Origin of the sequence: Halorubrum sp. T3, assembly GCF_000296615.1 — an archaeon.
GTDB classification, from domain to species: Archaea; Halobacteriota; Halobacteria; order Halobacteriales; family Haloferacaceae; genus Halorubrum; species Halorubrum ruber.
Window position 1 is genome coordinate 13,456 of sequence record NZ_JH815330.1, and the last position, 14,115, is coordinate 27,570.

Sequence of the window (14,115 nt, forward strand, 5' to 3'; positions counted from 1 at the left end):
CGACCAGATGGGCATCTTCGACACGATCCGGGCCGTGCTCGGGACGAGCGCCGAGACCGACGCGACCCGCGAGGCGGACCCCGAGGACCTCTTCGGGATGTCGACCGCGTACATGACGATGGAGGCGGACCTCCGCTACGACCACTGCGGCGAGGCCGCGCTCTGTTTCTCCGGCATGGACAGCACCCGCTTCGACGAGGCGGTCGAGACCGTCGAGGCCATCTTGGAGGCCGGCGAGATAGACACCGGCACCGGCTTCCACCGCCACGAGGACGACCACGGCTACCAGTGGTTCGTCCTGGAGGACGACGACCCCGAGGACCTGGTGACGAGCGTCCACTTCGCGGCCGACCAGTTCATCGAGGAGGGGTTCGGCTCGCGGCTGCTCGCGGCCGTGTTCGGCTTCGAGAACGACGACGGGCCGGTCTACTGGATCTACTCGTTCCGGCGCGGCGCCTACTACCCGTTCGCGCCGCGGGGGACGAGCGACCGGAACCAGCGGGTCGAGTTCAAGCTCCAGTCCGTCCTCGACGGGGAGCTCGGCTTGGAGGACGACGAGTCGTACTGGTACCCGCTGTGGCCCGACGCGCCCGGGAACCACCCGTGGGAGTGAGCGCAGGTGACGACATGAACGACGGCTCGGACGCGGATATTGCCGGGCGGAACACCCCGAAGAAGCGTCTGCTCCGCGGAATCGCCGTCCAGACCGCGGCCGTCGCCGCGGCGGTCCACCTGCTGTGGGCGTGGCCGCGGCTCGGCTCGCCGCCGGACGCGCGCCCGTACTTCTTCCTCGCCGGGAGCGCGCTCGCGGCCGCGGTCGCCGTCGCGACGCTGCGGGGCGGCGAGTACCGCCGGCTGTACGCGCTCGGCGCGGGGACGCTCGGGGCGTTCCTCGGCGGGTTCCTCGCGTGGCACGGGACGGACGCCCCCGCGGCGCTCGCGGCGGAGCCGCTGGCGGTCGTGGCGGTGATCGTCGAGGTCGTCGGCGTCGGCGCCTACCTCGCGCTGTACCGGCTCGCGCCGCCGACGAGCGTCGCCGTCGAGCGCCGACGGGAGGACGAACCGGACGAGGGGAAGGAAGACGGCGAGGAGGAGGAACCGCCGTGACCGACGCGTACCTGACGGTCGCCGAGCGCGCGACCGCGCGGTTCGAGGTCCAGGGCTCCGAGTTCCTCGGGCACGTCGCGCCCGTCGACACGGTCGAGGCGGCGGAGTCGTTCGTCGAGGAAGTCCGCGAGGAGTACGCCGACGCGACCCACAACGTGCCTGCGTACCGGGTCCCCGCGGGCGAGCCCTCCGAGCGCGCGCCGGGGTCGGAGCCGATGCTCAGGGAGTACTCGTCGGACGACGGCGAGCCCACCGGCTCCGCGGGGAAGCCCGCGCTGAACGTCCTCCAGCAGCGCGAGATCCGGAACGTCGTCGCGGTGGTGACGCGGTACTACGGCGGGACGAACCTCGGTGTCGGGGGGCTCGCGCGTGCCTACTCGCGCGCGGTGAAGGAGGGCGTCGACGCCGCGGGCGTGGCCGAGGAGCGGCCGCACCGCACCCTCGTCGTCGAGACGGAGTACGACGACTCGGGGACGGTCCGGGGAGTGATCGAGTCCACGGGCGTCAAGTTCGACGCCGACTACGGTGAGCGCGTGCGGTTCGACCTGAGAGTGCCGGTCGCCGAGGTCGAGGAACTCCGCGAGCGGCTCAACGACGCGACGAGCGGGCGGGTGGAGATCGACTGATAACGCTTGGAATAGTCGGCCTACGAGAACTTCCGGACCGTCATGTCGAGGGTGTCGAGGTCGAGGATGGGCGCGTAGCCGGCGTCGGGGTCGATGTTGACGGACTTCTGGAAGTCGGTCTGGGCCTGCCAGCAGCCGGAGTTGACCGCGAGCACGTTGTGGTACTTCCCCCAGCCGAGCTTGTGGACGTGGCCGGTGTGGAACACGTCGGGCACGTCCTCCATCACGAGGTAGTCGCGCTCCTCCGGCGCGACGCGGGTGTGACCGCCGAACTGCGGCGCGACGTGGCGCTTCTTCAGCAGCTGGTACATCGCCTTGTGCGGCTCGTCGTAGCTCGCCTTCTCCTCGGGCAGCTCCGCGATCACCTCGTCGAGCGAGACGCCGTGGTACATCAGCACCTCGACGCCCTCGACCGAGACGGTGGCCGGGTTCGAGACGATCCGTGCGTCGTGGACGTCCAAGATGTCACGGATCTCGTCGTCGAACCCGGGCTGCGGCTCAGCGAGGCGGACCGCGTCGTGGTTGCCCGGGATCATCACGACCTCGGTGTCCGCGGGCACCTCCTTGAGGTGTTCCGCGAAGACCTCGTACTGCTCGTAGATGTCGACGATCTCCAGCTCCTCGTCCTGGTCGGGGTAGACGCCGACGCCCTCGACCATGTCGCCCGCGAGCAGCAGGTACTCCACGGGGTCGGCCTCCTCGGTGTGGAGCCAGTCGGTGAAGCTGTGCCACGCGTCGGCCATGAACTCGTCGCTGCCGACGTGGACGTCGGAGATCAGCGCGGCCTGAACGTGGCGGTCGGCCCCCCCGGGATGATAAGTGCGAGGGACGTCGGGGAAGTGGAGCGAGTCCGCGAAGAGGATGCCGGCGTCGTCCGCGAGCGTCCCCTCGACGGCGACGCACTCGTCTAAGAGGATCTCGTCGACGACGTCGGCGAGGCCCTTGTCCTTCATCACGAGGGCGGGGAAGGTTCCCGTCGTGTCCTCCAACTCGATCAGCCAGTGGCCGGACTTCGTGGAGCGCACGTCGTTGACGAGGCCGATCATCGCGGCGTCGCTCCCACCCGGCATGTCCGCGATCGCCTCCGCAGGCCGGTGGTTGACGCGGCCGCGGAGGATCTTCGAGAGCCGTTCGTAGCGGTCGCGGAACGTCGTGACGAAGTCGGAGTACTCGCCCGTCCCGGTGCTACGCCCGGTCATGTCGTTTCCGACTTCGAGGTCGCGCAGGTCGGGGTCCCGGGAGCGTTCGGCACCGGTCGACTGCGCGGAGTCAGTGGTTGTGGAGTCGGTAGCGACGGAATCGGTGGTGGTAGAGTCGGCAGTCGGGGAGTCGGCGGTGAGGGAGTCGCTGGCGACGGACTCGGTAGCCCCGGCGTCCGCGACGCCGTTCGTCGCGACTCCGGAACCCGCTTCGGTCTCCGCGGCTTCGGCGCCCGTGGACCCCTTCGTTTCAACTGGAGATTGTCCGGTTTCGTCGGGGGACGCGGCCGATTCCTCGGTCTCGGCGATCGCCTCGCGCACGTGGTCGGCGGTGATCCGAAGGGCGTCGTCGGGGGCGCGGTCGACGGCGGCCGCAACGGCGGCGGTCGGATCGGTCGCGCCCGCGAGCAGGGTGACCGCCTCGCGCTCGGCGTTGTAGCCGCGCTCGGCGAGGGCTTTCGCGATCCGGGCGTTCGACTCCAGCGGCACGATACCCGAAAGGAGGGTCGCGGGCAAAACCGTTCCGGAGGCGTCGGAGGCGAGCGCGCGGGGCCGCGAGCGAGGGCGGAATCCGCGCGACCCGGAAGCTTATGAACGGAACCCTCCAAAGGCGACGTAATGGACGAAGGGGATCGGCCGACGGACACCGACGGGTCGGCCGGTCGAGACGAGCGGGTCGAAGACCAATCCGGGGCGGCTCCCGACGAATCGGATGACGTAGTTCCCGACCGGTCAGACCACAATATTTCCGGCCGATCGGACGACGAGGTTTCCGACGAGTCCGACCGCGCGACCTCCGGTGACTCGGACGATGAAACCGATAGCGAGCGCGAAGCCGACCTCGGGGACGAGCCCGAATCATCCAGGGAAGCCGTTGGTTCCGGGGAATCCGACACCGGGAGCGGAGCGCAGGGCGCATCGGAATCGGTCGGAGATCCCGCGTTCGAGACGGAAGAGACGACGACGGCCGACGAGTCGCTGGTACATCGGTTCCGCCACGACCGGGAGGGCGCGCTGATGTGGATCCGGGAGATGCTGGCGAGCGTCGGCGTCGTCCTCCTCGTCGGCCTGCTGCTGTTCGGCGTCAGCGGCGTGTGGCCGCCCATGGTCGCTGTCGAGTCTGGGAGCATGGAGCCGAACATGCAGGTCGGCGACCTCGTGTTCGTCACCGAGCCCGGGCGGCTCGCCCCGGACGCGGCCGAGAACGGCGTCGGCGTCGTCACCCACGAGGTGGGCCAGGAGGTCGACTACCGGACGTTCGGGTCCTACGGGTCGGTGATGATATACACGCCTCCGGGGCGGACCGGGTCACCGATCATCCACCGAGCCATGTTCCACGTTACCGAGGGCGAGAACTGGTATGACCGCGCCGACCCCGAGCACCACAACGCCGTCGACTGCGGGTCGCTCGCCAACTGCCCGGCGCCGCACGACGGGTACATCACCCTCGGCGACAACAACGGCGCCTACGACCAGGCGAGCGGCCTCTCCCCGCCGGTCAGGGCCGAGTGGGTGAACGGGGTCGCGCGGCTCCGAGTCCCGTATCTCGGGTACATCCGGCTGATCGCGACGGGACAGGTGGAGCTGAACGAGGCGATCACGCGGACGGTGGGAAGCGCCCTCCCGGCGGCGATGGAGAGCGGTCTTCCGGCGGTGGATTCGACCCCCGCTTCGTCCGCCACGGCGGCGTGACGCCTGCCGAGACGGGGTTGGCGACGTAGCGATTGACGGACGGGCTCAGTTGTCGAACCGGGCCTGAACGAACGGCTGCGCGTTCTCGATGTCGCCGAGCCGCGAGTCCGACAGGAGGACCGCCTCGGTCTCCTCGACGGGCACCGAGAGGCCCATCTCCTTCGTTCGGCCGTAGCGGCCCTTCGAGACGACGACGGCGTTGACGATCCCCAGCATGTCGAGCTCGCTGATGAGGTCGGTGACGCGCCGCTGGGTCAAGACGTCGGCGTCGATCTCCTCGCAGAGCCGCTTGTAGATGTTGAACACCTCACCGGTGTTGATGTTGTGGACGCCGTTCTTCTCGAGGAGGATGACGGCGAACAGGACGATCTTGCTCTGGGTGGGGAGCGTGCGGACGACCTCGACGACGCGGTCGAGCTCGATCTTGTCCTGCGCCTGCCGGACGTGTTTCTCCGCGACGATCTCGGCCTGCGAGCGCTCGGCGAGCTCGCCGGCGGTGCGGAGGAGGTCGAGCGCGCGGCGCGCGTCGCCGTGTTCCTGCGCGGCGAAGGCGGCGCACAGCGGGATCACGTCGTCGGTGAGCGCGTCGGGCTTGAACGCGGTGTCGGCGCGGTGCTGGAGGATGTCGCGGAGCTGGTTGGCGTCGTACGGTGGGAAGACGATCTCCTCCTCGCCGAGGCTCGACTTGACGCGGGGGTCGAGGAAGTCGGTGAACTTCAGGTCGTTCGAGATCCCCATGATCGAGATGCGCGAGCGGTCGAGCTCGGAGTTCATCCGGGAGAGGTTGTAGAGGGTGTCGTCGCCGCTCTTTTCGACGAGCTTGTCGATCTCGTCGAGCATGATCACGACCACGCGCTCGTGGTAGTCGACCGCCTCGAAGAACGTCGAGTAGACGCGGTCGGTGGGCCAGCCGGTCATCGGCACTTCCTCCATCCCGTCGGCGTCGTCTTCGAGGGTCTCGATGCGCTCGTCGATCTCGTCGACCGAGTCGAACTCGGTGTCGGCGAGGGCGGCCGCCGCGTCGCGACCGGCCGTGTCCTCGGCGTCCGTCGCGTCCCCTCGGAGGGTTTCGAGCCGCTCTAAGCGGTCGGCGATCACCGCCTGGTTCTCCTCGATAAACGTGTTCGCGAGCTGGGCGAGGACGCGGTACTGCGTGTCGGTCACCTCGCAGTTGATGTACTCGACCTCACAGGGGACGTCGTACTTCTGGGAGGTGGACTCCAGCTCCTGAGAGACGAACTTCGCCGACGCGGTCTTCCCGGTCCCCGTCTTCCCGTAGATGAGGATGTTCGACGGGGTCTCGCCGCGGAGCGCCGAGACGAGGATGGTCGCCATCCGGTTGATCTGGTCGTTGCGGTGCGGGAGTTCGTGCGGGGTGTACGAGGGGCGGAGGACCTCCTTGTTCTCGAAGATCGGTTCGCCGGAGAGGAGGTCGTCGAACAGGCCTTGGTTGTCCTCGTCGTCGTCGTCGAGGACGACGCCGTCAAAGTCGACGTCGGGCGACGACCGGTCGCGACCGCCGTTGTCGAGCCCCGCCGTTTCGGGTCGAGCGTCGGTCGAGACGGAAGGCGTGTCGGCGTCCGAGTCGATCGATTCGACGTCTGGCGTATCGTGACTCGTTCCGTCTTCGACGTTGAGGCCGGTATCGGGGTCGGATTCGCTAAGACCGCCGGAGTCGGCTTCGGTTGGGGTGGTCGGATCGGCTTCGGTTGGGGTAGTCGGGTCGGCTTCAGTCGAGTTGTCGCCCCCCGTTTCGGTTGGAGCGTCGGGGTCGAAATCCTCGATATCGGGGTCCTCGGCTTCGGGATCCTCGTCCTCGGACTCGTCGGTTTCGGAGCCCTCGACGGCGAAGCCGTCGGCGTCGGGAGTCGAAGAGCGGCTGGGCGATGAGTCCTCGGAGTCGCTACTGTGGTCCGATTCGTCGCCGTCGTCCGGGTCGATACCGCCGTCGGCCCGCGGTGTGTGATCGCCTTCGTCCATGTGAACCCCTCTGTTTCAGGTGGAGACAGCCGGGTATGTCGCTTGAGACGCCGTCTCCCGTCGGAAATACGCATTCGCGGTCGGAATCGAGACCGACCACGTCCAGTTGATACAGTCGAACCAGATGAAGAGACGGTACAAAAGTGTTCCTCTCTGGAGTTGAAACGGTCCTCCCTCGCGAAGTATCGGGGCGACGGAGAAGCGGTTCGGGAGCATTCGCGGGTTCGTCGATCGGATCGAAAAGTCGAGGTGAAACGGACGACGGGAGAGGAAACGACCGGGTTCTCCGAGACGATCTCGTCGATAGATCGAGTTTCGGGCGCTCTCGTGACAGGTTCCCATCTGACGCAATCGAGTCGTGGCTACTCGGATCCGGCCTGGAAGTTCAGTCGGAGCGTTCCGACTCGCTGGTTTCGGTCCGCGATTTCCAGTTCCGTTGAGTCGACTCGATCGGGGAGACCCCCACACCCCTTTGTTTCGTGTGGAACGGTGAATGGGTGGGTGGGGGTGGTGAGATTGGATTTTGGTACCGGTGGTTTTATATCTAAAACTGTTCAACGGTACCCTCGACAATCTATTCTATATTATATTTTGTTTGTTAGTGTTGTTTTATCCAGCTATAGCTAATGAATTATCTGAGGGAACCGGGATCACCTCCGAACGCCCACCGGACGCCCCCACAGGTTACCCGGTTCCACTCGAAACAAAGGGGTGGGGGGCTCCCAAACGACGGCCATGTGACCGACGAGCCAACGAATATCACGGTCGACGCCGATAGTTTTACCATCCGGTAAACAAACCGTACACGTACCTATGAGACGACTCCGCACGTCAGACGAGGTGGGTAGATGACGGATACCGACGACACCGGTACCGACGACACCGGTACCGACGACACCGGTACCGACGACACCGGTACCGAAGACGGCGGCACCGGGAGTTCCGCGAGCAGCGGACGAATCTTGGACGGCGTCACCGTTCTCGACCTCTCGACGTTCGTCACCGGCGGCTTCTGCTCGGCAATGCTCGCGAACCAGGGCGCGGAGGTCGTCAAGATCGAACAGCCCGGCTACGGCGACGCGGTCCGCCACTCCGGGCCGCCGTTCATCAAGGGCGAGTCCCCGTACTACTGGACACTGAGTTACGGGAAAAAGAGCCTCGAACTCGACTTGAAGAACGACGACGCGAAGGAGGCGCTGTACGAGCTGGTCGAGGAGGCGGACATCTTCATCCAGAACTTCCGCCCGGGCACCGCGGAGCGGCTCGACGTCGACTACGACACGCTCACTGACCACAACGAGGACCTGATCTACCTCGCGATCTCGGCGTTCGGACAGACCGGGCCGTGGCGCGAGCGGTCCGGGTACGACCTCCTCATCCAGGGGATGAGCGGGATCATGAGCGTCACCGGCGAGGCGGACCGCCAGCCGGTCAAAGTGGGCCTCCCGATGACCGACCTCATCACCGCGATGTGGGCGGCCTTCGGCGCGACGACCGCCCTCTACCGCCGAGAGCGGACGGGCGAGGGCGAGTACATCGACCTCGGTATGCTCGAAGCAACCCTGCCGTGGCTCACCAAGCAGGCCGGCATGGTGTTCGCGGGCGAGGAGACGAAGCGTATGGGAACCAAAGACCCCGTCCTCGCCCCGTACCAGACGTTCGAGACGAAGGACGGGTTCATCAACATCTGTATCCTCAACGAGAAGCTCTGGGGCGAGCTCTGCGAGGCGCTCGACCGGCCCGACCTCCCCGAGGACGACCGGTTCGAGCAGAACGCCGACCGCGTGGAACACCTCGACGAACTCGAGGCCGAGATCGAGGCCACGCTCGCGGACAAGACGACCGACGAGTGGATCGAGGTCATCGCGGAGGACGCCGGCGTCCCCGCCGGCCCGGTGTACAGCGTCGAGGAGGCGCTCAACAGTGAGCAGATCGAGGCCCGAGGCACCGTCACCGAGATCGACCACCCCGAACTCGGCGAGGTCCCCGTGATCGAACACCCGCTCAAGTTCCGCAACGCCGAGAGCGGCTTCGAGCTCCCGCCGCCGCTTTTAGGCGAACACAACCGCGAGGTGTTCCGCGAACACGGCTACTCGGAGGCCGAGATCGACCGCCTCGCGGAGCTGGGCGTGTTCGGCGACGACGCGGACGAGAACGGCGACTGATGGGCTCGACCGTGACCGACGCGACCGAGGTCCGCGTCAGCGGCGTCGGCATGACGCCCTTCGAGAGCGACTCCGAGCGCTCGCTCACCGACCTCGCCGCCACCGCCGCCGAGGAAGCCCTCGCGGACGCCGCGGTCGACCCCGCGGAGGTCGACGCGCTTCACTTCGGCAACGCCCTCGCCGAGGCGCTCGACGAGAGCGCGGGCCTCGCGAACGCGCTCGCGGCCGCCCTCGGCCTCGACGGCGCCTCGGCGGACCGGATCGAGAACACGAGCGCGACCGGCGCGAGCGCCTTCCACCGAGGCGTCGACCGCATTAAAAAGGGCGACGCAGACGTCGCGCTCGTCGTCGGCGCCGAGAAGATGTCCGCGGGCGACACGCGGGACGTCACGGAGGCGATCAGCCGCCTCGTCCACCGCCGCGAGTACGCGCAGGGGGTCACGCTCCCTTCCTTCGGCGGCCTCGCCGCCGGAACCTACCTCGACCGCCACGACGCGCCCCGCGAGGCGCTCGCCGCGGTCGCGGCGAAGAACCACGCCAACGCGGTCGACAACCCCGTCGCCCAGTTCCGGAAGTCGATCGACGTCGAGGACGCGCTCGACTCCCCGGTGGTCGCCGCGCCGCTCCGACTGTACGACTGCTGTCCGATGTCCGACGGCGCCGCCGCGGTCGTGCTGACGCGAACGGACGAGGACGACTCCGCCGCGGACGGCGGCGCCGAAGCCGGTCCTGCCCCACGGGTCGCAGGTACCGCGAGCGCCACGGGCACCCACGCCGTCGCCGAGCGCCCGGACCCGCTCTCGATCGACTCCGTCCGGACCGCCGGCGAGCGCGTCTTCGACCGGGCCGGAATCGCCCCGGACGACGTCGACGTCGCCTGTATCCACGACGCGTTCACGGTCCTCGAACTGATCGAACTGGAGGAGCTCGGCTTCTACGAGCGCGGGACCGCGTGGGAGGCGACGCTCGACGGCGACACCGCGCTCGACGGCGACCTCCCGGTCAACCCCGGCGGCGGGCTCAAGGCCCGCGGCCACCCGCTCGGCGCGACCGGGCTCTCGCAGATCGTCGAACTCGTGTGGCAACTCCGCGGCGACCTCCCCGGGAGCCGCCGCGTCGACGGCGCGGAGACGGCGTTCGCGATCAACGTCGCCGGCTTCGGGAACAACAGCGTCTGTACGGTGTTGCGCGCGTGACCGACTCCGATCACCCGGTCACCGACCGGCCGGCCGACCGCGACGTCCCCGCGGACCGCGCCTTCGTCTGCGACGACTGCGGCCACCGCTGGTACTACGACCGACGCCGCTGTCCGGCGTGCGGCCGCGGCGCCGAGTCGGCCGCGACGGTTCGACTCGAAACGGGGGCGGTCGTCGCGACGACGACGGTCGAGACCACGCCCCCGGACGTCCACGCGCCGAACCACCTCGCGCTGGTCCGGTTCGACGAGGTCCAGCTGATCGCACAGGCCGCCGCCGGCGACCTGTCTCCCGGCGATCGCGTTCGATTCGACGGTTCCCACCGACTTCGCGACGAACGCGAGCGGACCGACCCGCGGCTCGTCGCGGTCGACGACTCCTGACGACGGGGACCGATTTCGACTGGAAATCGATTCCGACTGGAAACCGATCTCGACGCGAAACCGCTTTCGACTGGAAACCAATCTCGACGTGAAACGCCGGCCAAAAAAGGCAACCGCTCGACTACTCCGTCCGCTCCAGCGACTCGAAGATGAACTCGTCCATCGCCTTCCGGGCCTCCTCGGGCGCATCCTCGTGACCCAGCGAGATCCGGCGCCCGCGCGCGGCGTGGATCACGTCGGTCACCAGTTGGCCCATCCGCTCGGCGTCGACGTCGCGGAAGACGCCTTCCTCGATCCCCTCCTCGACGACTTCGACGATGCTGCCGCGAAGGCGGTCGTAGTGTTCGTTGAACACCTCGCGGTGCTCGCCGTCGTTCTGGGCGTGCGTGTACAGCTCGTGGTACACCTTCATCCGGTCCCAGTGGCTGAACTCCTCGAACTCGGGGCCGAACAGGCACTGGTCGACGCGGGCGCGGAGTTCCGTCCGCGGGTCCGCGTCGCCCTCGACGACCACGCTGCCCTCGTACTGGTCGATGATGTGTTCGAGGAACGAGGACATCAGGTCGTACTTGCCGTCGAAGTGGTAGTGGATCACCTGCCGCGTGAGATCCATCTCCTCGCCGATGTCGCGCATCCGGAGGTCCTTGTACCCGTGCTTGCTCAGCGCGCGGAACGTCGCCTCCATGATCACCTCCTTCGTGTCCTTGGAGGACACCGTCTCGTCGCCGCCGTCGACGTTTTCGCTCGGGGACTCGGCGGACTCGTTCGCCGATCCGCCCTGTGATTCGCTCATACGGACACTCTACGTGTGAGGTACATAATACGATTGCCTCTCTCGGCCTGTGGTTGTCCCCCTCAACCTACGGTCGCCTCTGTCGGCCTTTACCGTCCGGTAAAGTTTTAACCTCTTGGTCAAACCCTATTATCGAACATGACACAGACGATCGTGCGAAACGGGACCGTGGTCTCGCTCGACCCGGACGTGGGGGAGTTCGACGAGGCCGACGTCCTGATCGAGGACGGGGAGATAATCGAGGTCGGCACCGGGCTCTCGGCGTCGAACGCGGAGGAGATCGACGCCGCCGGGAAGATCGTCGTCCCCGGGTTCGTCGACTCGCACATCCACCTCGCACAGACACAGGTCCGCGGGATCGCCGGCGACTGGTCGCTCATGGGCGAGTACTTCGACGACATGCTCGGCAACATCACCGGGCTGTATCAGCCGGAGGACATGTACCTCGGCGGCCTCTTCGGCGCTTTCGAGAAGCTCCACACCGGGACGACGACCGCGCTCGACTGGTCGTACCCCAACACGCTCGAACACGGCGAACGCGCCGTCGACGCGCTGCAGGACACCGGCCTGCGAGCGGTGTACACCTACGGCCCGCCGGGCGACGACGCGGCGAAGTGGTGGTTCGAGAGCGACGTCGGCCTCCCCGAGGAGGAGATCCGCGAGCTCCGCGAGGAGAAGATCCGCGACGACGACCGGCTCAGCCTCGCGCTCGGGCTTCGCGGTCCGGACTTCTGTACCGACGAGACCGCCCGCGGCGACCTCGAACTCGCCCGCGACCTCGGCGTCCTCTCGACGATCCACATGGGCGCGGCGCTGTGGCCGTCCTCGGAGTACGGCGACGACTACCAGGGGTTCGGCTGTATCGAGGACATGCTCGGCCCCGACGTCAACGTCGCCCACGGGAACCACTTCTCGCAGGAGGATATCGATCACGCCGTCGAGCAGGGGGTCTCCTTCTCCTCGACGCCGGAGGTCGAGATGCAGATGGGCCACGGCATCCCCGTCACCGGGAAGGTGCTCGAAGCCGGCGGCCGCCCGGCGTGGGGCGTCGACGTCTGCTCGAACGTCAGCGGCGACATGGGGAGCCAGATGCGGATCGGGATGCAGCTCCAGCGCATGTTCGACAACCAGAAGATCCTCGAGGGCGACGAGGAGGTCACCGAGGTCAGCATCTCCGCGCGCGACACCTTAGAGATGGCCACTGTCGAGGGCGCGAAGGCGCTCGGGCTCGACGACGAGATCGGGACGATCACCCCCGGCAAGCGCGCCGACCTCGTCCTGTTCGACGCCGACGACTTCATGACCGCCCCCAGCCACAACCCGGTCCAGACCGTCGTGTTCCAGGCCGACCCCTCGCACATCGACACCGTCCTCGTCGACGGCGAGGTCGTCAAGCGCGACGGCGAGCTGACGAACCCGAAGGTCGACGAGGAGTTCGACCGGTTCGTCGCCTCCGGCGAGCGACTGCTCGACGAGGCCGGGATCGACCTGTAACGCCCGCTGCGTAGTTTCGCTAACCGAACTCACCCCTTCGACTCACTTCCCTCACTTCACATGCGAATCGGACAATACCGAACGACGGACGCACAGACACCGTGGCCCGGCGTCGCGACCGACGACGGCGTCGTCGACCTCGCCGAGGCCGGCGCCGCCGCCGGGATCCACGTCCCCGCCCGAACCAGCGACCTCCTCGCCGACTGGGAGTGGCGCCGCAAGGCGGACCTCGCGGTCGAGCACGCCGCGGAGACCGGCGTCGGCGTCCGCGACCCCGACGACCTCCAACGCGCCGCCCCCGTCGACGACCCGCAGAAGGTCGTCTGCGTCGGGCTGAACTACCGCGACCACGCCGAGGAGGGCGACAACGAGATCCCCGACGAACCCGTCCTCTTCTCGAAGTTCCCCACCTCGGTCGTCGGCCCCGACGACCCGGTCCGCTGGGACCCCGAGTACACGGAAAAGGTCGACTACGAGGCCGAACTCGTCGCCGTGATCGGCGAGCGGGCGCGTCGCGTCGACCCCGAGGACGCCCTCGATCACGTCGCCGGCTTCACCGTCGGCAACGACGTCTCCGCGCGCGACCTCCAGCACGGTGACGGCCAGTGGGTCCGCGGGAAGAGCCTCGACACCTTCGCCCCGACCGGGCCCGAGCTCGTGACGACCGAGGAGGTGGGCGACCCCCACGACCTCGAGATCTTCGCCGAGATCAACGGCGAGCGCCTACAGGAGTCCTCGACCGAGAACCTGATCTTCGGCGTCGACGAGCTGATCTCCTTCTGTAGTCAGGCGTTCACGCTCGAACCCGGCGATCTGGTCTTTACCGGCACGCCCCCCGGCGTCGGCGTCTACCGGGAACCCCCTGTGCTGCTCGGCGACGATGATTCCGTCACTATCGGCGTCGAGGGCGTCGGCGAGCTCACGAACTCGTTCGAGACGGAGTAGAGCACTCGGCTCGTCGGAGTTTATAAATGATCGCCGGCGTGGCGGCCTCGTTGAAACCGTATTCTCCGGACGCGCTCGTACATCGCTAACCAAACTACAAGTGTCCTCGTGCTGTTACATCGCCAATGGAGGATCTGTATGTCTACACCGGCTCATTCGCCGTAATCGGAACGTCACTAGGAGGGCCAGCGGTAGCGTCGGTCGTCGCTGGTGATCGCAGCATCCCGATACTGCTCATGGCCATCGGTGGGGCTGGAATGCTCGCAGTTGCCGGCTACGAATCGCTTCAAACTGACCCAGAGGAGTTTACTGCCCCTCCTATCGTCCTTCTGGCGTTGGTCGGTGCCGCCTGTCTGACTCTTCTCGGAACAGTACTCCCTGCGGTGACCGGGTTCTAAATGGCTTGGACCGACCGGAATCGGAATGCCTTCTCTGTAGAGAATCTCAACGGAGCCCGTACAGTGAACTTCTCTACAGCTCCGGCCGTTCATTTATAAATAGTTGACCACAGATCGGCGGTGAGTACCTCCAAAGC

The 14,115-nt window shown here is 67.2% G+C and carries 13 protein-coding genes; 10 read left to right on the top strand and 3 right to left on the bottom strand.

All coding sequences use genetic code 11. The features are described from left to right. Positions 1-7: 7 nt before the first annotated feature. From B378_RS0109125 to B378_RS0109135, 3 genes are read left to right on the top strand one after another with little or no spacing between them, the layout of a single operon-like run. Positions 8-613, top strand: coding sequence for a hypothetical protein (locus tag B378_RS0109125; RefSeq protein ID WP_017343492.1), 606 nt, complete (start codon positions 8-10; stop codon positions 611-613). Positions 614-627: 14 nt separating this feature from the next. Beyond that, positions 628-1,107 (top strand): hypothetical protein, encoded by a 480-nt coding sequence (locus B378_RS0109130; RefSeq protein WP_017343493.1) that lies wholly within the window; start codon positions 628-630, stop codon positions 1,105-1,107. Then, entirely contained in the window at positions 1,104-1,733 is a 630-nt protein-coding gene (locus B378_RS0109135; protein WP_017343494.1) for a YigZ family protein, read from the top strand. The genes B378_RS0109130 and B378_RS0109135 overlap by 4 nt, the downstream gene beginning before the upstream one ends. A gap of 20 nt (positions 1,734-1,753) precedes the next feature. Here the strand turns inward: B378_RS0109135 and B378_RS0109140 are convergent, their stop codons facing one another. After that, positions 1,754-3,421 carry a DNA-directed DNA polymerase II small subunit gene (locus B378_RS0109140; protein WP_017343495.1) on the bottom strand — a complete coding sequence of 556 codons (1,668 nt, stop codon included), beginning with the start codon at positions 3,419-3,421 and terminating at the stop codon, positions 1,754-1,756. A 129-nt stretch (positions 3,422-3,550) separates the two neighbouring features. On the opposite strand from B378_RS0109140, the gene B378_RS0109145 reads away from it, so the two are divergent. After that, positions 3,551-4,624, top strand: coding sequence for a S26 family signal peptidase (locus tag B378_RS0109145; protein ID WP_017343496.1), 1,074 nt, complete (start codon positions 3,551-3,553; stop codon positions 4,622-4,624). Positions 4,625-4,669: 45 nt separating this feature from the next. On the opposite strand, the gene B378_RS0109150 is transcribed toward B378_RS0109145, so the two are convergent. Further along, the gene (locus B378_RS0109150) at positions 4,670-6,604 is read right to left on the bottom strand and encodes a Cdc6/Cdc18 family protein (protein ID WP_017343497.1); all 1,935 of its coding nucleotides are present in this window, start codon (positions 6,602-6,604) and stop codon (positions 4,670-4,672) included. Positions 6,605-7,452: 848 nt separating this feature from the next. Here B378_RS0109150 and B378_RS0109155 point away from each other — a divergent pair. The 3 genes from B378_RS0109155 to B378_RS0109165 are packed head-to-tail and all read left to right on the top strand — an operon-like array spanning position 7,453 to position 10,348. Further along, entirely contained in the window at positions 7,453-8,769 is a 1,317-nt protein-coding gene (locus tag B378_RS0109155) for a CaiB/BaiF CoA-transferase family protein (protein ID WP_017343498.1), read from the top strand. Further along, entirely contained in the window at positions 8,769-9,965 is a 1,197-nt protein-coding gene (locus tag B378_RS0109160) for a beta-ketoacyl synthase N-terminal-like domain-containing protein (protein ID WP_017343499.1), read from the top strand. The genes B378_RS0109155 and B378_RS0109160 overlap by 1 nt, the downstream gene beginning before the upstream one ends. Next, a complete protein-coding gene (locus tag B378_RS0109165) occupies positions 9,962-10,348 on the top strand; it encodes a hypothetical protein (RefSeq protein WP_017343500.1) in 387 nt (128 codons plus the stop codon). The genes B378_RS0109160 and B378_RS0109165 overlap by 4 nt, the downstream gene beginning before the upstream one ends. Before the next feature lie 121 nt (positions 10,349-10,469). Here B378_RS0109165 and B378_RS0109170 read toward each other — a convergent pair whose 3' ends face one another. Further along, on the bottom strand, positions 10,470-11,141 hold the full coding sequence (locus B378_RS0109170; RefSeq protein WP_017343501.1) for a TetR/AcrR family transcriptional regulator: 672 nt from the start codon (positions 11,139-11,141) through the stop codon (positions 10,470-10,472). A 138-nt stretch (positions 11,142-11,279) separates the two neighbouring features. On the opposite strand from B378_RS0109170, the gene B378_RS0109175 reads away from it, so the two are divergent. The 3 genes from B378_RS0109175 (at position 11,280) to B378_RS16410 (ending at position 13,978) form a co-directional block, all read left to right on the top strand. After that, complete coding sequence (locus tag B378_RS0109175) at positions 11,280-12,635, top strand: amidohydrolase family protein (protein WP_017343502.1); 1,356 nt, start codon at positions 11,280-11,282, stop codon at positions 12,633-12,635. A 60-nt stretch (positions 12,636-12,695) separates the two neighbouring features. Then, the gene (locus B378_RS0109180; RefSeq protein WP_017343503.1) at positions 12,696-13,580 is read left to right on the top strand and encodes a fumarylacetoacetate hydrolase family protein; all 885 of its coding nucleotides are present in this window, start codon (positions 12,696-12,698) and stop codon (positions 13,578-13,580) included. Positions 13,581-13,705: 125 nt separating this feature from the next. Next, complete coding sequence (locus B378_RS16410; protein ID WP_017343504.1) at positions 13,706-13,978, top strand: hypothetical protein; 273 nt, start codon at positions 13,706-13,708, stop codon at positions 13,976-13,978. Positions 13,979-14,115: the final 137 nt, after the last annotated feature.